Here is a 25,218-nt window from a genome sequence, read left to right on the forward strand (position 1 = left end):
CCGGCCGGACGCCGGCACGGCCCACCAGGACACCAACCTCAGGAGTTAGCCCGTGAACGCAGATCTCGTCGTCGTAGGCTCAGGCCTGTTCGGCCTGACCGTGGCCGAGAGGGCCGCCAACGAGCTCGGCCTCGACGTGGCCATCATCGACCGGCGCCCCCACATCGGGGGCAACGCCTACACCGAGAACGAGCCGCAGACCGGGATCGAGGTGCACCGCTACGGCGCCCACCTGTTCCACACCTCCAACGAGCGGGTCTGGGACTACGTGAACCGGTTCACCGACTTCACGGACTACGTGCACCGCGTGTACACGCGGCACCACGACGAGGTCTTCCCCATGCCGATCAACCTCGGCACGATCAACCAGTTCTTCCGCGCGGCGTACTCGCCGGCGGAGGCGCGGGCCCTGATCCAGGAGCAGGCCGGGGAGCTGGCCGGGACGGACCCGCAGAACCTCAACGACAAGGGCATCCAGCTCATCGGCCGGCCGCTCTACGAGGCGTTCATCAAGCACTACACGGGCAAGCAGTGGCAGACGGACCCCAAGGACCTGCCCGCCTCGATCATCAACCGGCTCCCCGTGCGCTACACCTACGACAACCGGTACTTCAACGACAAGTACGAGGGCCTCCCGGTGGACGGCTACACCGCCTGGCTCGAGCGCATGGCGGACCACCCGAAGATCGACGTCCGGCTGGACACCGACTTCTTCGACGAGGGCCACGACTACTCCCGCTCCGCCGTCTCCGGGCAGGTCCCGGTCGTCTACACCGGGCCCGTGGACCGCTACTTCGACTACGCCGAGGGCGACCTCTCGTGGCGGACCATCGACCTGGAGCAGGAGGTGCTGCCGATCGAGGACTTCCAGGGCGCCCCGGTGATCAACTACCCGGACCCGGACGTGTCCTTCACCCGGATCCTGGAGTTCCGCCACTTCTACCCCCAGCGCGACTACACCACGGACGCCACGGTGATCATGCGCGAGTTCTCCCGGTTCGCGGAGAAGGGCGACGAGCCGTACTACCCGGTCAACACGGCCGTGGACCGCGAGAAGCTGCTGAAGTACCGCGACCTCGCCCGCGGGGAGGACAACGTCCTCTTCGGCGGCCGTCTCGGCACCTACAAGTACCTGGACATGCACATGGCCATCGGGGCCGCGCTGTCCATGGTCGACAACAAGCTCAAGCCCCACTTCACCGGCGGGGCCACCATCGAGAGCGGGGGAGTGGACGCGTGACCGCGACGACCCAGGACATCGACCGGACCGGCACGGAGGGCACCGCCTACCGGGTGCTGCAGGAGCTCGTCTTCCCGGCCAAGGACCGCTACCCCACCCAGCCGCTCTACCTCGACTCCCGGGCGGACACGGGCACCGCCGTCCAGCAGGAGGACACGAAGGACCAGCGGCCCCAGATCGTGGTCAACGTCGCCTCGGACGCCGCGGCCGCCAGCGGCGTGGCGATCCTCGGGCGCACGTCCGTGCGCGTGCCGGCCCGCAGCACGGTGTCCTTCGCCACGTACTTCAACGCCTTCCCGGCCAGCTACTGGCGGCACAACACCCATCTGCGGGAGGTCGTCCTGCGGGTGCGCACCACGGGCCGCGGCACGGTCGGCGTGCACAGCTCCAACGCGCGCGGCGAGTCCGTGCCCGTGTCGGTGCACGAGGTCGACGGCGCCGACCGGACGACCGAGGTGGTGCTGCCCCTGACGGCCTTCGCCGACGGCGGGTGGTACTGGTTCGACGCCACGGCCGGGGACCAGGAGCTCGAGGTGCTGGGCGCCCAGTGGCTGGGCGACGGCACGGGCACCGCGGAGGGGTCCGTGACCCTGCAGATCACGACCATGAACAAGCCCTCCTACTGCCTCACCAACGCCCGCCTGCTCGACGAGCAGCGCGAGAACCTGCCGCAGGTCGCGCAGGTCGTGATCGTGGACCAGGGCAACCAGAAGGTCGTCGACGAGCCGGGCTTCGCCGAGGTCCAGGCGCGCTTCGGCGACCGCCTGCGGGTCATCGACCAGGGCAACCTGGGCGGGGCCGGCGGCTTCGCCCGCGGCATGTACGAGGCCGTCCGCGCCGACAGCACCTACGTGCTGCTCATGGACGACGACGTCGAGATCGAGCCGGAGGCCGTGCGCCGGATCAGCGTGTTCGCGGACTTCTGCAAGCGGCCCACGCTGGTCGGCGGGCACATGATCGACCTGCTCAACCCCACGAAGATCCACAACTTCGGCGAGGCCATGGACCCGTACAGCTTCCAGTACGGCCCCGCGGGGGAGGGCGTGGAGATCGGCCACGACTTCCGGCACAGCAACCTGCGCGGCACCGCGTGGATGCACCGCCGCATCGAGGTCGACTACAACGCGTGGTGGATGTGCCTGATCCCCACGCAGGTCGTGCGCGAGATCGGCCTGGCGCTGCCGGTCTTCATCAAGTGGGACGACGTCGAGTACGGCATCCGCGCGAAGGCCGCCGGCTACCGGACCGTGTCCCTGCCCGGCGTGGCCGTGTGGCACCTGGCCTGGGCGGACAAGGACGACACGATCAGCTGGCAGGCCTACTTCCACAAGCGCAACCAGCTCGTGGCCGCGCTGCTGCACTCCCCGTTCGAGCGCGGCGGCGAGGTGCTGGGCCGCAACGGGATCAAGGACCTGCGCCACCTGCTGTCCATGCAGTACTTCGCGGAGGAGGCCCGCGTCCTGGCCCTGCGCGACGTCCTGACCGGCCCGGAGGCCCTGCACGAGCTGCTGCCCCAGCGCATCCGCGACGTGCGCCGGATGATGACCCAGCACTCCGACGCCGTCTACCAACCGGACCTGGACGCCTACCCGACCGTGGCCTCGGCCAAGCCGCTGCGCACCCGGCGGCTCTCGGCGCCGCACGGGCTGAAGGTGCTCACCTCCGCGACGACCGCCGTGGTGCGCCACCTCGCCGTCCGGCCGCAGGAGCAGGCCGAGGAGCACCCCCAGGTGCACCTGCCGTACCAGGACGCCCGCTGGTGGCGGCTCTCCCGCTACGACAGCGCCCTGGTCTCCGCCTCGGACGGCACCGGCTACACCTGGTACAAGCGCTCGCCCCGCGAGGCGCGCGCCCTCATGGCGGAGTCCCTGCGGCTGCACGCCCAGCTGGCCCTGCGCTGGCCGGAGCTCTCCCGCCGCTACCGCGCGGCCCTGCCGGAGGTCACCTCCCTGGAGGCCTGGGAGGCGACCTTCCGCGAGCACTCGGAGATCGGCGCCTGATGCCGGCGGCCACGGTCGTCCGGCGGCCGTCCCCGGGGACGGGGCTACCGGCGGTGTTCCGCCAGCGCTACCTGCTGAAGCTGCTGGTCGACAAGGAGCTGCAGATCCGCTACCGGGGCACGGTCCTGGGGCTGCTGTGGTCCTACGTGAAGCCGGGGATCCAGTTCGTGGTCTTCTACGTGGCCCTGGGGATCTTCCTGGGCCTGGAGCGCGGGATGGAGAACTATGCCGTGTACCTGTTCTCCGGGATCATCCTGATCAACTTCTTCTCGGAGTCCTTCGGCAACGCGGCCCGCTCGATCGTGGCGAACGCGAGCCTCATCAAGAAGATCTACCTGCCCCGGCAGATGTTCCCCGTGGCCTCGGTGTGGGTGGCCGCCGTGCACCTGATGCCGCAGCTGGTGGTCATGCTCGTGGCCGCCCTCGTCGTGGGCTGGTCGCCCACGTGGCTGTCGCTGCTGGCCGTGCCCGCGGCGCTGCTGGTCGTGGGGCTGCTGGGCACGGGGCTGGGCATGCTCTTCGGGGCGGCGAACGTGTTCTTCCGCGACGCCGAGAACTTCGTGGACCTGATCGTCATGGTCAGCACGTGGTCCGCACCGGTGCTCTACGCCTGGACGATGGTCCGCGACGTGCTGGGCCCGGTGTGGTTCGCCGGGTTCATGCTCAACCCCCTGACCGTGGCCGTGGAGCTCTCGCACGCCGCGTTCTGGCTGCCGACCACCACGCCCGGGGCCCACGAGGTGCCGCCGCACCTGTTCTCCCTCTGGACGCCGGTGGCGCTGCTCGTGGTCACGGTCGTCATGGTCCTGGGCGACCTGGTGTTCCGCCGCCTCGAGGGCCGATTCGCTCAGGAGCTGTGACGATGAGCACCGAACGCACCGACCGCACCGCACCGCCGGCCGAGCCCGCCGTGGTCGCCCGGCACCTGGCCAAGGAGTTCTCCCTGCGTCACGCCCGCTCCCTCAAGGAGACGGTGATGTGGCTCGCGCGGGGACGGCGCCAGGACATCTCCAACCGCTTCCGCGCCCTGGAGGACCTCAGCCTCAGCATCGCGCCGGGCGAGAGCGTGGCGCTCGTGGGCCTCAACGGCTCCGGCAAGTCCACGTTCCTCAAGCTGGTCTCCGGGGTGATGAGCCCCGACGGCGGCTCCCTCGAGGTCAACGGGCGCGTGGCCGGGCTGATCGAGGTCGGCGCGGGCTTCCACCCGGACCTCACCGGCCGCGACAACGTCTACCTCAACGGCGCGATCCTCGGCATGAGCAAGGAGGACATCGACCGGAAGTTCGACCGGATCGTGGCGTTCTCCGAGATCGAGCAGTTCATCGACACCGAGGTGAAGTTCTACTCCTCGGGCATGTACCTGCGCCTGGCGTTCGCCGTGGCGGTGTTCACCGACCCGGACATCTTCATCATCGACGAGATCCTCTCCGTGGGCGACGAGCCCTTCCAGCGCAAGAGCCTGGGCCGGGTGCAGGAGCTCTCCGCGGAGGGCAAGACGCTGCTGGTCGTCAGCCACGACTTCGACGTGGTGCGCAAGGTCTGCGCCCGCGGGGTGTGGATCGAGCACGGACGGGTCCGCAGCGACGGGCCCATCGACGAGGTGATCGAGGCGTTCCGCGCCGCCGAGAACGCCGGCTGACGACGCCGCCCCCGGCCGGCGCGCGCGACGGGCCGCCCAGCTCCTCCGGGAGCCGGGCGGCCCGTGGCGTACCAGGACGGGGCGAACCGGGACGGGGAACCCCTGCCCGTGGCGGACCGGGACGGGGGAGCCCGCCCCGCCGAGGGGGCCCACGGCGGGGCGGAGCTCCCCGGGGCGGGGCAGCCGAGGGGTCAGGGTCCGGCGCAGCCCACGACCTCGTAGAGCGCCGCACCGCCCTCGCGCTCGACCAGCTCGAGCCCGGGGGCGAGCTGCGGGTCGACGGCGTTGATGCCGGCGTAGTCCCGCGCCTGCTGGGCCCCGGGGATGATGAACTGCGTGCCGAAGTCCAGGACCCACTGCACGTCCAGCTCCTCGGCGGCCGCGCAGGCCGGGCTGCCCGGGACGGCGTCGTCGATCCCGGTCGCGATCGCGGACAGCTCCGGGTCCAGCGTCTCCAGCTCGGTGGCCGGGGACTCGACGTGGTACTGCGTCACGGGCGTGCCCGCGACCGCGTAGGCGAGCGAGCCGCCGTTCCACGGATTCACGGCGATGACGTCGCCCGGCTCCGTGAGCTCGTCGAGCTCCTGGAGCAGCTCGTACTCGTCCCGGTTCACGATGCTCTCCGGGCCCTCCCACGCGTAGTACTGCTTGCCCCAGCGGGTGGCCTGGGTCAGGGAGTCCACCTGGGAGTAGGGCACCGCGAGGGCCAGCACCACGACCGCCGCCCCGGGCAGGGCGGCGCGCCCGGCCCGGGGCCGGCCCACCAGGGCGGCGAGGGCGCCCAGGCCGGCCGCCAGGGCACCGGCCACGTGCGCGGCACCGAGGGCGACGAGCGGCACCGCCGTCAGCGGCAGCGTGGCCGCGAGGCGGTAGGAGTCGGTGTACCACCCGCCCACCAGCCACTGCCGCGCGGGGCCCTCCTCGCCCGCGGCGGCCACGGCGTACAGGTACGCGAGCACCAGGTGGGCGAGCACGAGCCAGCGCAGCCGGCGGCGGGTGACGGCGGCGTAGATCCCGGCCCCGGTGAGCAGCACGAGGACCCACGGCACGTCCTCCCGGCCGTTGGCGCCGTAGAGCAGGGCCTCGCCGGCGGCCCGGGCCAGGGTGGTGGACGGTTCCCAGACGAACGAGGTGGTCAGCACGTTCCACAGGAGCAGCCACACGGCCACGGCGACCGCGGCGACCGCCACGAGCCCGAGCGCGGCCCCGCGGCGCCGCGCCCCGGCGGCGGCCCGCAGGCCGAGCCACCACGCGGTGGCCGCCACCGGCACCGCGACCACCAGCAGCGCCAGGAACGCGTTCGGCTGGGACACGAACAGTGCGCCCAGGGTGACCACCAGGCTGGCGCCCAGGCGCACCCGGCCGGCGGCGTCCGGGGTGCGCTCCGTCCGGTCCGCGGTCACGCCGGGACCGAGCAGCCGCACGAGCAGTCCGAGGGCCACGGGGGCGAGGGCCAGGGCGAGGATGTTGGGGAAGAGCGGCCCCCAGGCCATGAGGCCCAGCGGGAAGATCCCGAAGCCGGCGGAGGCCGTGCCGGCGAGGACCGCCGCCACCGGGGACGGGCCCACCAGGCAGCGGGTCAGGAAGATGCAGGAGGCGGGCCAGACGAGGCCCGCCACCGCGAGCAGGGTCAGGTTGTGGGCGACGAGCACGCTGTCGCCGGTCAGGGGCACCACGAGCGAGGCCAGCTGGTGCCAGGCCGCCGGGTACAGGGCGATCGCGCTGTCCGGGCTGACCAGGCGGTTCAGCGTCAGGGTGGACCCGTTGCCGGTGTCCACGACGTAGCGGATGGCGTTGAGGTGGAAGATGTTGTCCCAGCGCTGGGCCATGGCCTCCGGGACGCCGATCACGGACGTCAGTCGGCGCAGCAGCAGCACCGACCCGACCGCCAGCCCGGCGGCCGCCCCGGCGGGGAACCACCAGCGGCGCGGTGCACCGTCCGGGGCCGCCGGGTCCCGCTCGCCGGGGTGCGGGCCGGGCCGGTGGCCGCCGCGCGGGAGCAGCCGCCCCACCAGCCACGCCAGGCCCGCCAGCACCAGGGCGGAGAGCACCTGCGAGAGGACGCCGTAGGGAAGCCCCGCCAGGTCCAGCACCACGCCGGTGAGCCCCACGACGGCGACGCTGAACGCCGGTGCCGTGAGCAGGATCCGGCCCCCGCGCTGGCCGAAGGCCCACAGCAGGGCCAGCCCGGGCAGCCACAGGAACGCCAGCAGCACCAGGAACGCCGGGAGGTACGGCCACCAGTCCGTCAGCACGTCGGTCCTGCGGGGCTCGGCCTGGCAGCGGGCACGGTCACGTCCTCACGGTGGGGGGAAGGGTCGGGGACGATCATAGCGGCCGCCCCGGGCCCGCCACCGTCCTGACGGGCGGGTCCGGCGCGCTGTGCGAGAATGGCCGGGTGAGTCGTTCGTGGATCGTCATGCCCGTGTACAACGAGGCGGCCGTGGTGGGAGAGGTGCTGAAGGAGCTCCGGAAGACCTTCCCGCACGTCGTCTGCGTCGACGACGGGTCCTCCGACGACTCCGCCCGGATCTGCGCCGAGGCCGGCGCCGTCGTCGTCCAGCACCCGATCAACCTGGGCCAGGGCGCGGCGCTGCAGACCGGGTTCGAGTACGCCCTGCAGGACCCGGCGATGGACTGCGTGGTGACGTTCGACTCCGACGGCCAGCACCGGGTGGCCGACGCCTGGGACATGGTCGAGCGGATCCGCTCGGGCGAGGCGGAGGTCGTGCTCGGCTCCCGCTTCCTCGACCGGCGGACCCGGATCTCCGCGCTCAAGCGGATCGTGCTGCGCACCGCCGCGTTCTTCTCGAAGCTGTCGACCGGCATGGATCTCTCCGACGCCCACAACGGCCTGCGCGCCATCGACCGCGGCACCCTGTCCCGGATCCGGCTCACGCAGAACCGGATGGCGCACGCCTCCGAGATCGTCAACCAGCTCGCCGACATCCGGCCCGCCTGGGTCGAGCACCCGGTCGAGATCATCTACACGGACTACTCGAAGTCCAAGGGGCAGTCGCTGCTCAACGGCGTGAACATCCTCGCCGAGCTGTTCGTGAAGTAGTCCGCACCGCTGCCGGAACCGTCGAAGGGAAGAACCACCGATGATCTACGCCGTCCAGATCCTGCTGGTCCTGGCCGTGGGCTACGGCGCGCTCGCCCTGATCCGGGGCGGGGCCAACGCCAAGCACCAGGCGATCCGCCGGGTGGTGGGCCTGGCGTTCTTTGTCTTCGCCGCGCTGTCCATCTTCTTCCCCGACCTGCTCACGGGCGTCGCCCAGTTCCTCGGGATCGGGCGCGGCACGGACCTCGTCCTGTACGGCTTCGTGGTGATCTTCATGATCACCCAGGCCACCTCCGCGCTGCGCAACCGCCAGCAGGAGGTCAACGTGACCCGGCTGGCCCGGCACATCGCCGTGACCGAGGCGGAGCGGCCGTGGTCCCCGGACCCCGCCCACGCCGAGCGGGCCTCGGTGCGCTCCTTCGCGGAGACCTCCCCGGGGGAGCGGCCCGCCGGCTGAGCGGTTCCGGCGCGGCTCAGGCCTGCCGGAGCACCCGGGAGAGCAGGTCCGGGCGGTCGGTCATGAGACCGTCCACGCCCCACGCCAGCAGCCGGCGCATGTCCTCCTCCCGGTCGACGGTCCAGACGTCCACGCGCAGCCCCGCCCGCTGCGCCGACCGCAGCAGCGCGGGCGTCACGACGCGCAGCCCCAGGAGGGCGTCGGGCGGCTGCAGGCCCTGGAACGGGAGGGGCCGGTGGTCCTGCCGGCCCAGCAGGCAGAGCAGCCGGAAGACCGCGAACTCCGTGGGCGCGGCCGCCGTGGGGACCGTGCCGCCCGAGACCTGGCGGAAGCGCCGGATCGAGGCCGTGCGGTTCGTCGCGACGAGGGTGCGCCCCTGGGCGCCGGCCGACCGGACGGCCCGCCAGACGACGTCCTCGGCCCCCGGCCGGTTGCCCTTGAGCTCGATCGCCACGCGGTGCTCGGGGAACGCCTCGTAGACCTCGGCGAGCGTGGGGACGTGCACCCCGCGGCCGCGCCACGGGAACGACCTGCCGTCCGGGCTGAACGTGTGCCCGGCGTCCAGCAGGCGCAGCTCCGCGGCGGTCATGCGCGCGACGGCCCCGGTCCCGTCCGTCGTGCGGTCCACCGTGAGGTCGTGCATCAGCACGGCCGTGCCGTCGGCGGAGGCCTGCACGTCGAGCTCCAGCACGACGTCCCCGATCTCCTCGGCCGCCCGGAACGCGGCGAGGGTGTTCTCCGGGGCGAGCCCTGCGCCGCCCCGGTGGGCGAACGCGGTGGGCCAGCCGCGGGGCACGGGAGCCCTCGCTCCCGGGAACGGAGTGTCCAGGTGGCGCCCGAGCGCCGCGCCGAGCCCGCTGCTGAGCAGGTTGCCGGTGAACGGGACGGCGGCGCGGAGCAGCGCCTGCGCCCGGGCCGGGGCATCGGGGCGTGCGCCGTCTCGCCGGGACGTCACAGGGGTCACGGTGGTCCTCGCGATCGGGGGGCGGCGTCCGCAGCACGGGCGGTGCCGTGGCGCGCACGCCCGGTGGGGAGTGCTCGCCCGCCACACTACGGTGCGGCCGCACGCCGCGCACGAGGACGCGATCCGCCCGCCGTCGGGGGCGGCCGGGCTCGGCCGCCGTGGTCGCCCCGCCCCAGGTTTCATGCGTGCACATCCTGTGACGGACCGTGCGTTCCCGGACGGGAACAACGCCGCAGGTCAGCGACGGCTGTCCACAGGGCTGGGGGCCGGGGGTGTGGGGACGGCCGCGGCCTGGCCTATGTTCCTGTGCATGCGCTCCGCAGGGAGCGGCCGGCGCGGACACCGCACCGGGGTGGGCGCAGGGGACCACGCAGGGGGACGGATGACGGCACTGCTCTCCGAGGACGCGCTCGGACTGGTCGAGGCCGAGGTGCGCGAACTGATCCGGCGCCGGGGCCTGGACCCGGTGCTGGAGCTGGAGCGGACCCGGGAGCTGGTGGACGCCGCGGTGCGCGACTACGACCAGCGCTCGGCGCGCGGGGTGCTCCCGGCCCTGTCCGACCTGGAGGCGGCCCGCCGCGTGCTGCTGGACCTGGTCGCGGGGTTCGGTCCGCTGCAGCCGCTGCTCGACGACCCGGGGATCGAGGAGATCTGGATCAACGGCCCGGCCGAGGTCTACGCCGCGCGCGGCGGGGAGTCCGAGCTGACGAGCCTGGTGCTCACCGAGGCGCAGATCCGCAACCTCGTGGAGCGCATGCTCAAGTCCTCGGGACGGCGTCTGGACCTGTCCTCACCCTTCGTGGACGCGGCGCTGCCCGACGGGTCCCGCCTGCACGTGGTCATCCCCGACGTGACCCGGCGGCACTGGGCCGTGAACATCCGCAAGTTCGTGGCGCGCGCACGGCGGCTGGACGATCTCGTGACGCTGGGCTCGCTGCCGCCGCGAGCGGCCCGGTTCCTCGACGCGGCCGTGGGCAGCGGCCTCAACATCCTCGTCTCGGGCGCCACCCAGGCCGGCAAGACCACGCTGCTGAACTGTCTGTGCGCCTCGATCGGACCGCGGGAGCGGGTGGTCACGGTCGAGGAGATCTTCGAGCTGCAGGTCCCGCTGCGCGACGTCGTGGGGATGCAGTGCCGCCAGCCCAACCTGGAGGGCACGGGCGAGATCCCCCTGCGCCGCCTCGTCAAGGAGGCGCTGCGCATGCGGCCGGACCGGCTCGTGGTGGGGGAGGTGCGGGAGGCGGAGAGCCTGGACATGCTCATCGCGCTCAACAGCGGCCTGCCCGGGATGTGCAGCCTGCACGCGAACTCGGCCCGGGACGCCGTGACGAAGATCTGCACCCTGCCCCTGCTGGCGGGGGAGAACATCAGCAGCGGCTTCGTGGTGCCCACGGTGGCCTCCTGCTTCGACCTCGTGGTCCACTGCCACCGCGACCGGCACGGCGGGCGCCGGGTGAGCGAGATCCTGGCGATCGGCAACCGGGTGGAGAACGGCGTGATCGAGACGTACCCGGTGTTCGCCGAGACCGGCGGCGACCTGCTGGCCGTCGCGGCCGAGGCGCCGGCGGCCTGGAAGTTCGAGCGGGCAGGGCACCGGGTGAGCGAGCTGCTGCTGGACGACGGCCCGGCCGGGGCGGCGCGGTGAGCGCGGCGCTGGGGGCGCTGCTGGGCGCGGGCGTCCTCCTGCTCTGGTGGTCCTGCTGGGCCGAGGACGGGCCGCACCCGGCCGCCGCGCCCCGTCCCGGCCGGCTGCGCGAGCTGCTGCTCCGCGCGGACCTGGCTCGGGTGGGACCGGCGGGACTGCTGGCCGCCTGCGCCGCGTCCGGGGCGCTGGGCGGGCTGCTCGTGGCGGCCGTGAGCGGCGCGGCCGTCCTCGGCCTGTGCGCCGCCCTCCTGGGGGCCTGGGTCCCCGTGGCCGTCGTCCAGCACCGGGCCCGCCGCCGGGCGGCCGCCCTGCGGGAGGTGTGGCCCGATGTCGTGGACCACCTCCGGTCGGCGATCCGTGCGGGCATGTCCCTGCCCGAGGCGCTGATCCAGCTGCAGTACCGCGGTCCGGAGCCGGTGCGCCCGGCCTTCGCCCGGTTCGCCGCGGACTACCGGGCCTCCGGCCAGCTGCAGGCGGCGCTGACCCTGCTCAAGGACCGGCTGGCCGATCCCGTCGCCGACAACATCATCGAGGCCCTGCGGGTGACCCGGGAGGTCGGCGGGACAGACCTCGGCCGGCTGCTCGGGACGCTGTCGGAGTTCCTGCGGGAGAACGCCCGCACCCGCGGGGAGCTGGAGGCGCGCCAGTCCTGGACGGTCAACGCCGCCCGCCTGGCCGTGGCCGCACCCTGGATCGTCCTCGCGCTGATGGCCACCCAGCCCGCCGCGATCCGGGCCTACGACACCCCGGCCGGTGCCCTCGTGCTGCTCGGCGGCCTGCTCGTGTCCGTGACCGCGTACCGGCTCATGCTGCGGATCGGGGCCCTGCCGGAGCCCGCCCGGGTGCTGCGGTGAGTGCCTCGCCCGCCCTCCTGGCCCTGCTCGGCCTGGTGCTCGCCGCCGGTCTGTGGTTGGTGCTCCCCGGCGCCCGGGCCACCGGCGGGCGGTCCTTCGCGGCGCGGATCGCACCCCAGCTGCGGTCGGTGGAGGTCCAGTCCGCCCTGCTCGCCCGTCCGGGGCACCGGCCCGGCCGGGCCGCCGTGGGGCCCGGGCCGCTCGCGCGGGCGCTCGCGCAGCGGGTGTTCCGGCACGCCGGGCCCTCGGCGGCCCTGGAACGACGGCTGGTCCGTGCGGGGGCCACCACCACGGTGGCGGACTTCCGCGCGGAGCAGCTCCTGTTTGCGACGGCGGGCCTGCTGACCGGGGTCCTGCTCGGCACGGCCGGTGCCGCCCGCTGGGGCACGGGTCCCGGCGGGGTGCTGCTGGCCGTGGTGGCGACGAGCGGCTGCGGGTACCTGCTGCGCGGACACCTGCTGAGCCGGCGGGTCCGGCGCCGCGAGGCCAGGATGCTGGCGGAGTTCCCGGCCGTGGCGGAGCTGATGGCGCTGTCCGTCGGCGCCGGGGAGAGCGCGGTCGGCTCGCTCGAGCGGGTGTGCCGGGTCGCCGAGGGGGAGCTCACCGCGGAGTTCCGCGGAGTGCTCGCGCAGACCCGGTCCGGCGCCGGCCTGGTGCACGCGCTCCAGGACTTCTCCGCGCGCACGCCGGTGGCACCGATCGGACGGTTCGTGGACGGCATCGTCGTGGCCATCGAGCGCGGTACGCCCCTGGCGGACGTGCTGCGTGCCCAGGCGCAGGACGTGCGGGACCACGACAAGCGCGAACTGATGGAGGCCGCCGGCCGCAAGGAGATCGCGATGATGGTCCCCCTCGTGTTCTTCGTGCTCCCGCTGACGGTCGTGTTCGCCGTGTACCCGGGCATCGCCGTGCTCGAACTCGGATTCTGACCTCGCAACCGGGCGGCCGGGACCGGCCGCCCACCCGGAAAGGACACCTCTCATGACACACCTCCACCGGCTCGCAGGCCTGCTCGCCGTCCTCGCCCCGTCCGCGCTGCGCGGCCGGTGGCGCACCGGGGACCCCGATCGCGGTGACGTCCCCGGCTGGGTGATGCTGACCCTCATGTCCGCGGTGCTCGTCGCCGGCCTGCTGCTGGTGGCGCAGCCGGCCCTGGAGGGGCTCTTCCAGGACGCGATGGCCCGCGTGAGCCAGAACTGAGCATGGGCGACAGCCGTGCCCGCCCGGGTCCCGGACCCCGGCCGCAGGACCGGGTCCGGGCCCGGGAGCAGGACCGAGCGGCGGACCGGGACGGGCCGCGCCCGGAGGACCGGGGGAGCGCGGTGGTCGAGTACGTGATGGTCGCCGGGCTCGTCGCGATGATCTTCGCGGCCACGCTGCAGCTCGCGCTGGCCCTGCACGTGCGCAACACGCTGGTCGACGCCGCCGCGGCCGGCGCCCGGTACGGCACGCTGGCGGACCGCTCGGCCGAGGACGGGGTGGAGCGGACCCGCCGGATCGTCTCCGGCGCCCTGGGGCCGCGGTACGCCCAGGACGTCGTCGCGGCCCCCGTGACCGTGGGCGAGCTGCGGACCCTCGAGATCACGGTGGTCTCGCCGCTGCCCGTGGTGGCGCTCTTCGGGCCGCCCGACTCCTTGGAGGTGCGCGGTCATGCCGTCCTCGGCGACTGACGATCGGCAGACCGCCGGGACGCCGGGGACTGCCGGGGACGACCCGGGCGCTCCCGTGCCCGGTGTGGCCGGGCCACCGCGGGACGGGGACGAGGGGAGCGCGGTGGTGGAGTTCGTGGCCCTCGGCACGCTGCTGCTCGTGCCCGTGATCTACTTCGTCCTCGCGGTGGCCCAGGTCCAGGCCGGGGCCTTCGCGGTCGTGGCCGCGGCGCAGCAGGCCTCCCAGGTGCTCGCGCGCGCGGAACCGGGAGGGCTCTCCGGGGCAGGGCTGACCGCGGCGGCGCAGCTGGCGGCCACGGACCAGGGGTTTGCTCCCGACCGGCTGGCCGTGCGCCTCGAGTGCTCCGACGGCGCCTGCGCGGAGCCGGGGGCGGTGGCCACCGTGCACACGAGCCTGGAGGTCCCGCTGCCGCTCGTGCCCGGGTTCACGGACCTGGACGTCGCCGTGCTGACGTCCTCGGCGACGGTCGTGATCGGGCGGTACGGGTGAGCGGGCCCCGGGCGCGGCCGGTCCCCGGCGCGGTCGACGGCCGGGACGACGGCCGGCGCGACGGCCGGCGCGACGACCGGGACGACGGTCAGGTCACGATCCTGGTCATCGGCTTCGCGGTCGTGCTGCTCCTGCTCACGGTCGTCGTCATGGGCGTCACCGCGGTCTACGTGGGGGAGCGCAAGCTGCAGGTGCTCGCGGACAACGCCGCGCTCGCCGCGGCCGACACCTTCGTGGCGCTGAGCCCGGGGGCGGGCGGCGCCCCGCCCGCGACGGTCCTCGACGACGACGCCGTGGCGGGGGCCGCCGCCGCCTACCTCGACACCGTCCGGGCCTGGACCGGCACTCCCGGCCTCGCCGTGGCCACCCCCACCGGCAGCCCCGACGGGCGGACCGCGCAGGTGAGCCTCTCCGCGGTCGTGCACCCGCCCGTGGTGAACCTCGTGGTGCCCGACGGCATCCCGATCACGGCCACGAGCGAGGCCCGCGCCCAGCTCCGGCGCTGAACGCCGCCGCCGTGCCCGGGCGGGACGCGTGCTTCTCACCCCGCGAGAACGACCCTGGTGCTCACCGCCGGGACCTTCCTACGCTGGCGAGCACCCGGGGGTCGTCCCGGGCCGCCCGGCGGACGACCCGCCGGCCCCGTCGTCGAAGGAGAAGGCCATGGACGCTCCCGTCCGCTCCGTCATCAGCCCAGGACGCTACGTCCAGGGACCGGGCGCCGTCGCACGCCTGGGGGAGTACCTCGCGCCCATCGGCCGGACCCCCCTCGTCGTGGCCGACGACGTCGTCTGGGGGTTCGTGGGCCACGACGTGGAGGCGTCCCTCACCCGGGCCGGCATGACCACCACGCGCGAGACGTTCCACGGCATCCCCTCGGCCGGGGAGATCGACCGGCTCACCGCGGTCATCCGCGACGTGGGGGCCGACGTGGCCGTGGCCGTGGGCGGCGGCAGCACCATCGACGCGGTCAAGGCCTCGGGGTTCCAGGCCGGGATCCGGTGGGTCAGCGTCCCCACCGTCGCCTCGACCGACGCACCGACCTCGGCCCTGGCGGTCGTCTACACCGACGAGGGGGTCTTCGAGGAGTACCGCTTCTTCCCCCGCAACCCCGACCTCGTCCTGGTGGACTCGCAGCTCGTGGCCGACGCGCCGGCGGCGTTCCTGGCCGCGGGTGTCGGCGACGCCCTCGCCACCTGGCTCGAGGCCCGGGCCACCGCCGCCTCGGGGTCGGCGACCATGGCCGGGGGGACGGCCACCCTCACGGGCACCGCGCTGGCCCGGCTGAGCTGGGACGTGCTGTGGGAGAACGCCCTGGTCGCGATGGACGCCGCCCGGGACCACGTCGTGACCCCGGCGCTGGAGAAGGTCATCGAGGCCAACACGCTGCTGTCCGGGCTCGGTTTCGAGTCGGGCGGTCTGGCGGCCGCCCACGCCGTCCACAACGGGCTGACCGCGGCGCCGCAGACCCACGGACTGGCCCACGGGCAGAAGGTCAACATCGGCTCGATCACCCAGCTCGTGCTGGAGGGCGCCCCGAGCTCGGAGATCGTGGACTTCATCGAGTTCACCACCCGGGTCGGGCTGCCGACCACGCTCACGGAGATCGGGCTGCGGGCGGAGGACACCGAGGAGATCCGGGCCGTGGCCCGGGCGGCCACGGTGGAGAGCGAGACCATCCACAGCATGCCCTTCACCGTGCGGGCGGAGGACGTCGCCGGGGCGCTGACCTCGATCGAGCGGCTGGGCCGGCGGGTGCGCGCCCGTGCCGGGCTGCCCGAGCCGGAGCCCTACCGGCCGGCCCACTAGCCGCGACGCCCGCACCGGGGACGGACGCGTCCGCCCGGGGCGGCCCGGCGGCGGCCGGGCTCAGGCACCGCGGGGCAGGACCGCCCCGCGGTCGAACTCCTCCGTGGTCGCCACGGCGCCGGAGTCGTCGACCAGGGTCACAGCTCCCGCGGTCCCGTGCTCGCCCGCCGGGATGTCGGCGCCCACGTCGGCCACGACGTTCTCGAGGACCGCCCCGGCGCGGACCCGGACGCGGTCCAGCAGGACGCACCCGCGCACCGTGGCGCCCTCCTCCACGAGGACGCCGGGCCCCAGCACGGAGCGCTCCACCGCGCCGCGCACGGTGGCGCCGGCGGCGACCATGGACCCGCGCAGCTCGGCGCTGCCGGCGATCCGGGCGGGCACCCGCTGCGGCTGGGCCGAGAGGATCGGCCAGGCGGGGTCGTCCAGGCTCACGCCGTCGCCGTCGAGCAGCTGCAGGTGGGCGGTCCAGTAGGACTGCAGCGTGCCCAGGTCCATCCAGTAGCCCTCCAGCCGGTGCTCCACCACCGTGCGGTGCGCCACGAACCACGGGACCAGGTCGTTGCCGTAGTCCTCGAGCCCGCCCTCCTGCTCGTGCAGCAGGTCCAGGGCCTCGAGCAGGCGGTCCGCGTCGTAGAGGAACATCTCTCCGGCGACCAGCCGTCCCCGGGGCTCTTCGGGCTTGTAGTCGAAGCCGGTGACGCGCCCGGCGTCGTCGGTCTGCACCACGCCGTAGCGGGAGGGGTCCTCGTCGACGAGCGTGGTGACCACCGTCAGATCGGCCTCCTGGGCGAGGTGGGTGTCGATCACGTCGAGGAAGTTGAGGGTGTACAGGTGGTCGGCGCTGAGCACGAGGACCAGGTCCGGGGCGAAGTCGCGGATCAGGTCCTTCTGCCGGTAGAGGGAGTCCGCGTTGCCCTCGGCGAAGCCCTCGCCCTCGCTCCCCTCGTACGGGGGCAGCACCTGCAGCCCGCCGTGGGTCCGGTCGAGGTCCCAGGGGCGCCCGTTGGCCAGATGCGCGTTGAGGCTGTGGGGGAGGAACTGCTCGACGACCCAGACGTCGGAGATGTGCGAGTGCACGAGGTTGGACAGGGCGACGTCGATCAGCCGGTAGGTCCCCGCGACGGGCAGGGCGGGCTTGACCTTCTTCTCGGTCAGGGCGCCGAGGCGGGAACCCTTCCCGCCGGCGAGGATCAGGGCCAGCGTGCGGGGGATGCGCATCGTGCTTCCTCTCTCTCGGTCCCATCCTGCCAGAGCAGACCCGGGCGGGACCCGGCTGATTTGCCCCCATGGGATAATCTTGGCTTTCATGGCCTCCCTTGACTTCCCGGCAGAGATCGCCGCCCTCCGTTCCACGTTCGCGTCCATCGAGGCCGTGAGCGACGTCGACGCCATCAAGCGGGACATCGCCGAGCTCTCGCAGCAGGCGACCGCCCCCGACCTCTGGGACGACCCCGCCGCGGCGCAGAAGATCACCTCCAAGCTCTCCCACAAGCAGTCCGACCTCGAGCGCCTCGAGAAGCTGGGCGGGCGGATCGACGACATCGAGGTCATGGTCCAGCTGGCCGCGGAGGAGGACGACGCCGAGACCCTCGAGCTGGCCGTGGAGGAGCTCGCCGCGGTCAAGAAGGCCCTGTCCCAGCTCGAGGTGCAGACCCTGCTCTCCGGGGAGTACGACGAGCGCGAGGCCGTGGTGACCATCCGCTCCGGCGCCGGAGGCGTGGACGCCGCGGACTTCGCCGAGATGCTCCTGCGCATGTACCTGCGCTGGGCCGAGCGCCACGGCTACCCGACGACCGTCCTGGACACCTCCTACGCGGAGGAGGCGGGCCTGAAGTCCGCGACCTTCGAGGTCAAGGCGCCCTACGCCTTCGGCACCCTGTCCGTGGAGGCCGGCACCCACCGGCTGGTGCGCATCTCCCCGTTCGACAACCAGGGCCGGCGCCAGACCTCGTTCGCGGCCGTGGAGGTCATCCCGCTCATCGAGCAGGACGACTCGATCGAGATCCCCGAGTCCGAGATCAAGGTGGACGTCTTCCGCTCCTCGGGCCCCGGCGGGCAGTCCGTGAACACCACGGACTCCGCGGTGCGGATGACCCACATCCCCACCGGCATCGTCGTGTCCATGCAGAACGAGAAGTCGCAGATCCAGAACCGCGCCGCCGCGCTGCGCGTGCTCCAGTCCCGGCTGCTGCTGCAGCGCCAGGAGGAGGAGAGCGCCAAGAAGAAGGAGCTGGCCGGGGACGTGAAGGCGTCCTGGGGGGACCAGATGCGCTCCTACGTCCTGAACCCGTACCAGATGGTCAAGGACCTGCGGACCAACCACGAGGAGGGCAACCCCTCCGCGATCTTCGACGGCGCGATCGACGGCTTCGTCGACGCCGGGATCCGGTGGCGCGCCGACCAGCGCCACGCCCCGGCCGACGCCTGAGTCCCCGCGGGATCCCTGACCGGGCCCCGGCCGGTCCCGGCGACCGGCCGGGGCCCGGTGCTCAGCGGCGCAGCAGGCGCGCGACCCTCCCGCCCGGCAGGGCACGGGCCTGCGGCCCGTCGGGAGCGGTGCCGGGTGAGGGCACCACCGGGTACAGCTCCTCCGCCTCCCGCAGCTTCGTGCGGTGCAGGCGCGCGGCCGTGGCGGGGAAGGCCGCCGACCGGGCCGGGGACGCGGCCTCCGTGCTGCCCGTGGGCGTGAGGGACCAGCCGGTGCCGGCCTCGAGCAGGGACTGGTGCTTGACACGGTAGTAGTCCGGGCTGACCTCCAGCGCGGTGCCCGCCGCGCCGCACGCGGCCGCGAGCAGGTGGAAGTGGAACCGGGAGGTGAGCCACGTCTGCCCGGCACGGGCGGGGAAGCCCTCCTCCCACACCCGGGTGAAGGGCACGAAGTTCTCCTCGGGAACGAGGTCGGCGAGCCGGTCGAAGGCCGTGCGGTCCGCGCCCGGGATCGCCTCCAGGTAGCGCACGGTCCGCCCGGCCAGCTCGGGGCCCGTCAGCGCGGCCCGCACGGCGGCGACGGCGTCCTCGAGGACCCCGGGCCCGGACATGTCGCTCTGCAGGCACACCCACACGTCGCCGTCGGCCGCCGCATCGGACGGGGCGCCCGTGAAGCCCGCCAGGTCCGGCAGGCCGAGGAAGGCGTCGTCGGGGGCGCGGTCGGCCCGGGAGACCTGGGCGCTGGGCGCGTCCCGGACCGTGGCGTGGTCGAAGGCCGCCAGCGCGGTGCGCAGGCCCTCGGCGTCGGTGGCGGGGGTCAGGCCGAGTCCGGTGGCGACGAGGCGCGCGCCGGAGACCTCGCGCAGCCGCAGGGCCGCGCGCAGCAGGCGCGCGTGGTGCGGCCAGATGGAGTTGAGGTACCCGCCGCCGATGAAGTGGACGGACCCGGCCCGGCGGGCGCCGAGCAGTCCGAGGTCGTAGCGGGGCGAGCCCAGATGCGTCACCACGCGGTCCACGTGGGCGTCGGCCGCGTCCGGGTCCATGCCCGCCGTCTCGACGGCGAGCCGCCACAGGGTGTCGGTGGTCCGCAGCCCGGGGTGCAGGCCCCCGAAGAGGTGGGAGGCCAGGCCGGGGTTCGGGCAGTCGAGCCAGACCTCGGCACCGGGGCGGGCCCGGGCCAGGAAGCGCAGCCACGAGGCCGCGATGAACTCGTCGCCGAAGTTCGGGTGACCGCTCGTGCCGACGAGGTACAGGACGTCCGCCGCGGGCGGGCGCTCGGTGGGAGTGGGCTCCAGCATCCGCCCAGCTTAGCGCGTGCGGCCCGGTGACCTGCGGCGACGCCCGGTCGCGGGGGCGCGCCGGTGGTCCGCGGGGACGGAGGGCGCCCGGCGGTCCGCCGCGGGCGCCGTGGCGTAGGATGGAGGACCTGCCGCGCACCCCGGTGCGCGGCAGGTCACCGTCCGCACCGACCCCAGGGAGGAGGCCCCGTGGCCAAGAAGGACACCGGTCGCCAGGTCGTGGCCAACAACAAGAAGGCCCGGCACGACTACCACATCCTCGACACGTACGAGGCCGGCCTCGCGCTCATGGGCACCGAGGTGAAGTCCCTGCGCATGGGGCGCGCCTCGCTCGTGGACGGGTTCTGCCAGTTCACCGACGGGGAGCTCTGGCTCGAGGGCGTCCACATCCCCGAGTACCTGCAGGGCTCGTGGACCAACCACTCCGCCCGCCGCCGCCGGAAGCTGCTGCTGCACCGCAGCGAGATGGACAAGATCCAGCAGAAGACGAGGGAGTCCGGCTTCACGGTCGTGCCCCTGTCCCTGTACTTCCTGGACGGGAAGCGGGTCAAGGTGGAGATCGCCGTGGCCAAGGGCAAGCGCGAGTACGACAAGCGCCAGGCCCTGCGGGAGCAGCAGGACAACCGTGAGGCGCAGCGGGCCATGCGCTACAAGAACCTGGGCTGAGCGACCCGCCCCGGTGCTTGCGGCCGGTCGTGCCGGGCGGATATGATGGGGAGTCCTGCTCCGGCGGGACGCTTGAAAAACGAATACGGGGATGATCGGTTTCGACGATGTGAGTTGAGACAGGGGAAGCGGGTCGAGGACGCAGAGTTATCTCGTAAACGCTCTCTGTAAAACAATAGTTGCCAATTCCAAGAGCAACGCCACGCAGTCCACTTTCGCGCTCGCCGCGTAAGTAGACTCACCAGTGGCTGTCAGCCCGGGTTCGCCTTCGACCCGGGGCCTGGCATCAGCTAGAAGGCCACTGCTCCGGACGGGTGTCGTGGACGTCCGGGGAACATCAAGTCGCGACTGAGTCCGTCGGCCACGTGTCTGCACGAGGGCCGGGACTGAGAAGACGCCAAGCAGACTGCACCCGGAGAAGCCCTGACAATGCTGCATCGGACGGGGGTTCAATTCCCCCCATCTCCACAAGATCCCTGACCGGGGAGCGCCGCGAGGCGCTCCCCGGTTTTTTCGTGCCCGGACCGCCGGGGCACCGGTCCGGTGTCCTGACCGCCGGGGCGCGGGCACGTTGCCGCCGCGGCGGGGCCCGGAGGGGACCTCCCGGTGCCCCGTGTGACAAGCTGGTGCCGTACCGCAGACGACCGAAAGGGCAGCGCCATGAGCCAGAACGACAACACGCCAGACCGGAGCGGCACGGGTGCCGGCGGGTCGTCGAGCTCCGGGCGCCCGGACGTGCCCGAGTACGGTCAGCGGGTGGAGGGAGCGCCCCCGGGTCCCTCCTACGAGCCCCCGCGCTACGGCCAGGGGGCCGCCGGCGAGCAGTACGCCGCGCCGCAGTACGGCCAGGGCCAGCAGGACTCCTCCGGTCAGGACCAGTACCGGCAAGGTCAGTACGGCCAGGATCAGTACGGCCAGGATCAGTACGGGCAGAGTCAGTACGGGCAGGGCCAGCAGGACCCGTACGGCGGCAGCCAGTACGGCCAGGGCCAGTACGGACAAGGCCAATACGGCCAGGGCCAGTACGGCCAGGGCCGGCAGGGCTACCAGGACCCCTACGGCCAGGGCCAGTACGGCCAGGGCCAGTACCCCCCGGGCCAGTACGGCTACCCGGGACAGCAGGGGCAGTACGACATGGGCCAGTACGGTGCGGCATCGAAGCCCGCGGGCACGGGCCTGGGCATCGCCGCCCTGGTGCTGGGCATCGTCGCGCTGCTGACGTGCTGGTTCGTGCTGGGCATCGTGCCGGGCCTCGTGGGCCTGGTGCTGGGCATCGTGGCGCTGCGCAAGCTGGGCAGGACGCCCGGCGCCTCCAAGGCCGTGCCGGTCATCGGCATCGTGCTCAGCGTCCTCGGCATCGTGGCGAGCATCTTCTTCATGGTGGTCTACGGGGCGGTCATCGACTCGATCCTCAACGGCGAGTGCGCCCAGTACCTCCAGGCCAACGACGAGGCGGGCTTCCAGCGCTGCATCGAGCAGGAGTGGGGCGTCAGCACCACGACCCAGTGATCCTCCGGTGATTCTCCCCTGCCCGGGCGGGCACGGCGAGGGCCCGCACCGGTCGGTGCGGGCCCTCGCCGTCGTCCCCGTGCCTCCGCCGCGCGTGCCCTCGGCGCGGGGCAACGCGGAGGGGAGGCGTCAGGACACGGTGGCCAGCATCCCGAGCACCTCGTCGTGGAGCAGCCCGTTGGTGGCCAGCGCGTTGCCGCCGAAGGGCCCGGGCTCGCCCTCGAGGGAGGTGAACCGGCCTCCGGCCTCCTCCACCAGGGGCACGAGCGCGGCCATGTCGTGCAGGTTCAGCTCGGGCTCGCAGGCGATGTCCACGGCACCCTCGGCCAGGAGGCAGTAGGACCAGAAGTCGCCGTAGGCGCGGGTCCGCCACACCTCGTCGGTGAGCTCCAGGAAGCGGTCGCGCACGCCGCGGTCCCGCCACCCGGTGAGCGAGGAGTAGGACAGCGAGGCGTCGGACAGCCGCCCGACCTGGGAGACGTGGATGCGCTGGGCGTTGGCGAGGGACTTGCCGGTGAACGCGCCGGTGCCGGACGCGGCCCACCAGCGGCGGCCCAGCGCCGGCGCGGAGACCACGCCGACCACCGGGCGGCCCTCGTCGACCAGGCCGATCAGGGTGGCCCACACGGGCACGCCGCGCACGAAGTTCTTGGTGCCGTCGATGGGGTCCACGACCCACTGCCGGGCGCCGCTGCCGGTCGCCCCGTACTCCTCGCCGATCACGGCGTCCCGGTTGCGCGTGCGCCCCAGCTGCGCGCGGATGAGCTGCTCGGCCTCCCGGTCGGCGTCCGTGACGGGGGTGAGGTCGGGCTTCGTCTCCACCGCGAGGTCCTGGGCCTTGAACCGGCGCATGGTCAGGCGGTCCACGGCGTCGGCCAGGATGTGGGCGAGGCGGAGGTCGTCGGTGTAGTTGCTGGGGCTGCGCATTGGACCAACCTACCCCGAACCGGTCCCGAGCCTGGTCGGACGGGGGTGGGGTCCGGCGTCCCGGCGGGTCACTGGACGCCGAGCTCCTTGTCCTCGCGGGACTCCCCGGGACGCTCCCCGGCGCCGAGCAGGCGGCGCAGGGAGTGCAGCCGGGACTCGCCGGCGTCCCCGGCGCGGCCCTGCGCGACCCAGGCGTCCAGGGCGCAGCCGGGGGAGGTGTCCGTGTGCCGGCACCCCTTGGGGCACTCGGCGATGGCCTCGGCCAGCTCGTCGAAGGACTCCACGATCCGGTCGTGGTCCACGTGCGCCAGCCCGAACGAGCGGATGCCGGGGGTGTCGATGATCCAGGATCCGGGGGAGGCGTCCTCGACCTTGAGGGCCAGGGCCGACGACGACGTGTGCCGGCCCCGCCCGGTCACCGCGTTCACGCCGCCGGTGGCCCGGTCGGCACCCGTGAGCGCGTTGACGAGGGTGGACTTGCCCACCCCGGAGTGCCCGAGCAGCACCGAAACCCGTCCGTCGAGGCGCTCGCGCAGGGCCTCGACCAGCGCGGGGTCGAGGGGCAGCGTGGTCCCGTCGGCCCCGGCCGGGACGTCCCGGGCGGGCCCCGAGACGAGCACGGGCAGCTCGAGGGCGGTGTAGTGGGAGATCAGCTCGGCGGGATCCCGCAGATCGGTCTTCGTGATGCACAGCAGCGGCTCGATGCCGGCGTCGTAGGCCGCCACGAGGGAGCGGTCGATGAACCCGGTGCGGGGCTCGGGGTTGGCGGCGGCCACGACGACCACGAGCTGGTCCGCGTTGGCGACGACGACCCGCTCCACCGGGTCCGTGTCGTCCGCGCTGCGCCGCAGGACGGTGGTGCGCTCCTCGATGCGCACCAGCCGGGCCAGGGTGTCCGGGGCGCCGCTGACGTCCCCGACGAGACCCACGAGGTCGCCGGCGACCACGGGCCGGCGGCGCAGCTCCTTGGCGCGCACCGCCACGACCAGCCGCTCCCGGTCCGTGTCCTCCTCGAGGATCGCCGTGTACCGGCCGCGGTCCACGGTGACGATCCGTCCGGTGACCGCGTCCTCGTGCGCGGGGCGCTCCTTGGTGCGCGGGCGGGAGCCGGACTTGCTGGGGCGCACGCGCACGTCCGACTCGTCCCAGTCCCGCCGGACCGAGTCCCTACGCGCCACGGCTCGAGCCCGCGAGCTGCGCCCACAGCTGGGGGAACTCCGGCAGGGTCTTGTCGGTGGTCGCGATGTTCTCGACCCGCACGTCCGGGACCACGAGCCCGATCACCGCGCCGGCGGTGGCCATGCGGTGGTCCTCGTAGCTGTGGAACGTCCCGCCGTGCAGGGGCGCCGGCCGGATCACCAGCCCGTCGGCGGTCTCCTCGGCGTCGCCCCCGAGCCGGTTGATCTCGGCGACGAGGGCCGCGAGCCGGTCGGTCTCGTGACCGCGCAGGTGGGCGATCCCGCGCAGCCGCGACGGGGTGCCGGCGAGCGCGCACACGGCCGCGACGGTCGGCGCGAGCTCGCCGGCCGCCCCGAGGTCGAGGTCGACCCCGCGGAGCGAGCCGGGGCCCGTGACGGTGAACGTCCCGTCGGCCAGCTCCACCGTCGCGCCGAAGGCCGGGAGGATGTGCTTCCAGTGGTCGCCGCCCTGGGTGGTGCGCGCGGGCCAGCGGGGCACCGAGACCCGTCCTCCGGTCACCACGGCGGCGGCCAGGAAGGGACCGGCGTTGGAGAGGTCCTGCTCGATGCGCACGTCGAAGGCGCGCACGGGCCCCGGGGCCACCCGCCACTCCTCCGGCACGGAGTCGTCCACGGTCACGCCCACGCCGCGCAGCACTTCGACGGTCATCTCGACGTGCGGCATGGACGGCACCCCGCGGCCGTCGGCGCCGCGGTGGCGCAGCACGAGCCCGTCGTGGAACCGGGCCCCCGCGAGCAGCAGCGCGGAGACGAACTGGCTGGAGCCGGTGGCGTCGATCTCCAGCTCGCCGCCCCGGACGCCGCCGGTGCCGTGCACGGTGAAGGGCAGCCGGCCCCGGCCCTCGTCCTCCACCTGCAGGCCCAGGCCGCGCAGGGCGTCGATCACCGGGCCCATGGGCCGCACCCGGGCGCCGGGGTCGCCGTCGAAGGTGACGGGGCGCCGGGCGAGGCCGGCGAGGGGCGGCACGAAGCGCATCACGGTCCCGGCCAGGCCGCAGTCGACCACGACCGGCTCCGCGGCGTCCCACGCGGCGGGCTCGACGACCAGGTCGGGCCCGAAGTCCCCGTCCCCCGGCACCTCCTCGACGCGCGCCCCCAGGGCGCGCAGGGCGCCGACCATGAGGCGGGAGTCCCGCGAGTGCAGCGGGGCGCGGAGCCGGCACGGACCGTCCGCGAGCGCGGCGAGCAACAGGTACCGGTTGGTCAGGGACTTCGAGCCCGGGACCGTGAGCTCGGCGGCGACGGGACGGGCGCCGACGTACGGGGCCGGCCACAGCTCGTGCTGCGGGGCCTGCTCCGCGTCGTCGGGACGGGCGGGCGGGGCGGGGGACTCCGACGGCATCACGACAGCAGGACC

Annotated in this window: 24 protein-coding genes and 1 other RNA gene; 18 read left to right on the forward strand and 7 right to left on the reverse strand. The window is 73.7% G+C overall.

Annotated elements, in window-relative coordinates; translation table 11 throughout:
• Positions 1-52 precede the first annotated feature (52 nt).
• The 4 genes from glf to QYM41_RS03145 are packed head-to-tail and all read left to right on the forward strand — an operon-like array spanning position 53 to position 4,879.
• Positions 53-1,240, forward strand: coding sequence for a UDP-galactopyranose mutase (gene glf / locus QYM41_RS03130; RefSeq protein ID WP_368798274.1), 1,188 nt, complete (start codon positions 53-55; stop codon positions 1,238-1,240).
• Positions 1,237-3,240 carry a glycosyltransferase gene (locus tag QYM41_RS03135; RefSeq protein ID WP_368798275.1) on the forward strand — a complete coding sequence of 668 codons (2,004 nt, stop codon included), beginning with the start codon at positions 1,237-1,239 and terminating at the stop codon, positions 3,238-3,240. The genes glf and QYM41_RS03135 overlap by 4 nt, the downstream gene beginning before the upstream one ends.
• Complete coding sequence (locus tag QYM41_RS03140; protein WP_368798276.1) at positions 3,240-4,100, forward strand: ABC transporter permease; 861 nt, start codon at positions 3,240-3,242, stop codon at positions 4,098-4,100. The genes QYM41_RS03135 and QYM41_RS03140 overlap by 1 nt, the downstream gene beginning before the upstream one ends.
• A gap of 2 nt (positions 4,101-4,102) precedes the next feature.
• Entirely contained in the window at positions 4,103-4,879 is a 777-nt protein-coding gene (locus QYM41_RS03145) for an ABC transporter ATP-binding protein (RefSeq protein ID WP_368798277.1), read from the forward strand.
• Positions 4,880-5,070: 191 nt separating this feature from the next.
• Here the strand turns inward: QYM41_RS03145 and QYM41_RS03150 are convergent, their stop codons facing one another.
• A complete protein-coding gene (locus QYM41_RS03150; RefSeq protein WP_368798278.1) occupies positions 5,071-7,134 on the reverse strand; it encodes a DUF6541 family protein in 2,064 nt (687 codons plus the stop codon).
• 143 nt (positions 7,135-7,277) lie between these two features.
• On the opposite strand from QYM41_RS03150, the gene QYM41_RS03155 reads away from it, so the two are divergent.
• Both QYM41_RS03155 and QYM41_RS03160 read left to right on the forward strand, forming a co-directional pair.
• A complete protein-coding gene (locus QYM41_RS03155) occupies positions 7,278-7,943 on the forward strand; it encodes a glycosyltransferase family 2 protein (RefSeq protein WP_368798279.1) in 666 nt (221 codons plus the stop codon).
• Positions 7,944-7,983: 40 nt separating this feature from the next.
• Positions 7,984-8,400 (forward strand): DUF2304 domain-containing protein, encoded by a 417-nt coding sequence (locus QYM41_RS03160; RefSeq protein WP_368798280.1) that lies wholly within the window; start codon positions 7,984-7,986, stop codon positions 8,398-8,400.
• A 16-nt stretch (positions 8,401-8,416) separates the two neighbouring features.
• Here QYM41_RS03160 and QYM41_RS03165 read toward each other — a convergent pair whose 3' ends face one another.
• A complete protein-coding gene (locus QYM41_RS03165; RefSeq protein ID WP_368798281.1) occupies positions 8,417-9,364 on the reverse strand; it encodes a glycerophosphodiester phosphodiesterase family protein in 948 nt (315 codons plus the stop codon).
• 382 nt (positions 9,365-9,746) lie between these two features.
• Here QYM41_RS03165 and QYM41_RS03170 point away from each other — a divergent pair, with 382 nt between their 5' ends.
• From QYM41_RS03170 to QYM41_RS03205, 8 genes are all read left to right on the forward strand, one after another.
• A complete protein-coding gene (locus tag QYM41_RS03170; RefSeq protein WP_368798282.1) occupies positions 9,747-11,009 on the forward strand; it encodes a TadA family conjugal transfer-associated ATPase in 1,263 nt (420 codons plus the stop codon).
• Positions 11,006-11,863, forward strand: a complete 858-nt coding sequence (locus QYM41_RS03175; protein WP_368798283.1) for a type II secretion system F family protein — start codon at positions 11,006-11,008, stop codon at positions 11,861-11,863. Before QYM41_RS03170 ends, QYM41_RS03175 begins: the two co-directional genes overlap by 4 nt.
• Complete coding sequence (locus QYM41_RS03180) at positions 11,860-12,792, forward strand: type II secretion system F family protein (RefSeq protein WP_368798284.1); 933 nt, start codon at positions 11,860-11,862, stop codon at positions 12,790-12,792. Before QYM41_RS03175 ends, QYM41_RS03180 begins: the two co-directional genes overlap by 4 nt.
• Before the next feature lie 52 nt (positions 12,793-12,844).
• Positions 12,845-13,063: a hypothetical protein gene (locus QYM41_RS03185; protein WP_368798285.1), complete on the forward strand. Its 219-nt coding sequence runs from the start codon at positions 12,845-12,847 to the stop codon at positions 13,061-13,063.
• Between the two features lie 2 nt (positions 13,064-13,065).
• On the forward strand, positions 13,066-13,533 hold the full coding sequence (locus tag QYM41_RS03190; RefSeq protein WP_368798286.1) for a TadE family protein: 468 nt from the start codon (positions 13,066-13,068) through the stop codon (positions 13,531-13,533).
• Between the two features lie 64 nt (positions 13,534-13,597).
• On the forward strand, positions 13,598-14,023 hold the full coding sequence (locus QYM41_RS03195) for a hypothetical protein (RefSeq protein WP_368798287.1): 426 nt from the start codon (positions 13,598-13,600) through the stop codon (positions 14,021-14,023).
• Positions 14,020-14,529 carry a pilus assembly protein TadG-related protein gene (locus QYM41_RS03200; protein WP_368798288.1) on the forward strand — a complete coding sequence of 170 codons (510 nt, stop codon included), beginning with the start codon at positions 14,020-14,022 and terminating at the stop codon, positions 14,527-14,529. The genes QYM41_RS03195 and QYM41_RS03200 overlap by 4 nt, the downstream gene beginning before the upstream one ends.
• 157 nt (positions 14,530-14,686) lie before the next feature.
• Complete coding sequence (locus QYM41_RS03205) at positions 14,687-15,832, forward strand: glycerol dehydrogenase (RefSeq protein ID WP_368798289.1); 1,146 nt, start codon at positions 14,687-14,689, stop codon at positions 15,830-15,832.
• A gap of 60 nt (positions 15,833-15,892) precedes the next feature.
• Here the strand turns inward: QYM41_RS03205 and QYM41_RS03210 are convergent, their stop codons facing one another.
• Positions 15,893-17,053: a glucose-1-phosphate adenylyltransferase family protein gene (locus tag QYM41_RS03210; RefSeq protein WP_368798290.1), complete on the reverse strand. Its 1,161-nt coding sequence runs from the start codon at positions 17,051-17,053 to the stop codon at positions 15,893-15,895.
• Positions 17,054-17,141: 88 nt separating this feature from the next.
• Between QYM41_RS03210 and prfB the strand changes: the two genes are divergently transcribed.
• Complete coding sequence (prfB, locus tag QYM41_RS03215; protein ID WP_368798291.1) at positions 17,142-18,263, forward strand: peptide chain release factor 2; 1,122 nt, start codon at positions 17,142-17,144, stop codon at positions 18,261-18,263.
• A 61-nt stretch (positions 18,264-18,324) separates the two neighbouring features.
• On the opposite strand, the gene QYM41_RS03220 is transcribed toward prfB, so the two are convergent.
• Positions 18,325-19,560: a polysaccharide pyruvyl transferase family protein gene (locus QYM41_RS03220; protein WP_368798292.1), complete on the reverse strand. Its 1,236-nt coding sequence runs from the start codon at positions 19,558-19,560 to the stop codon at positions 18,325-18,327.
• A 189-nt stretch (positions 19,561-19,749) separates the two neighbouring features.
• Between QYM41_RS03220 and smpB the strand changes: the two genes are divergently transcribed.
• The 3 genes from smpB (at position 19,750) to QYM41_RS03235 (ending at position 21,735) form a co-directional block, all read left to right on the forward strand.
• The gene (gene smpB, locus QYM41_RS03225) at positions 19,750-20,226 is read left to right on the forward strand and encodes an SsrA-binding protein SmpB (RefSeq protein ID WP_368798293.1); all 477 of its coding nucleotides are present in this window, start codon (positions 19,750-19,752) and stop codon (positions 20,224-20,226) included.
• A gap of 87 nt (positions 20,227-20,313) precedes the next feature.
• Positions 20,314-20,697: a transfer-messenger RNA gene (ssrA, locus tag QYM41_RS03230) on the forward strand.
• Positions 20,698-20,886: 189 nt separating this feature from the next.
• Positions 20,887-21,735 carry a hypothetical protein gene (locus tag QYM41_RS03235; RefSeq protein ID WP_368798294.1) on the forward strand — a complete coding sequence of 283 codons (849 nt, stop codon included), beginning with the start codon at positions 20,887-20,889 and terminating at the stop codon, positions 21,733-21,735.
• Between the two features lie 129 nt (positions 21,736-21,864).
• Here the strand turns inward: QYM41_RS03235 and hisN are convergent, their stop codons facing one another.
• From hisN to aroA, 3 genes are all read right to left on the reverse strand, one after another.
• Positions 21,865-22,662: a histidinol-phosphatase gene (gene hisN, locus QYM41_RS03240; RefSeq protein WP_368798295.1), complete on the reverse strand. Its 798-nt coding sequence runs from the start codon at positions 22,660-22,662 to the stop codon at positions 21,865-21,867.
• Positions 22,663-22,730: 68 nt separating this feature from the next.
• On the reverse strand, positions 22,731-23,840 hold the full coding sequence (rsgA, locus tag QYM41_RS03245; protein ID WP_368798296.1) for a ribosome small subunit-dependent GTPase A: 1,110 nt from the start codon (positions 23,838-23,840) through the stop codon (positions 22,731-22,733).
• On the reverse strand, positions 23,830-25,203 hold the full coding sequence (gene aroA / locus QYM41_RS03250) for a 3-phosphoshikimate 1-carboxyvinyltransferase (protein WP_438612540.1): 1,374 nt from the start codon (positions 25,201-25,203) through the stop codon (positions 23,830-23,832). Before aroA ends, rsgA begins: the two co-directional genes overlap by 11 nt.
• Positions 25,204-25,218: the final 15 nt, after the last annotated feature.

Origin of the sequence: Kocuria oxytropis (assembly GCF_040981195.1) — a bacterium.
GTDB classification, from domain to species: Bacteria; Actinomycetota; Actinomycetes; order Actinomycetales; family Micrococcaceae; genus Kocuria; species Kocuria oxytropis.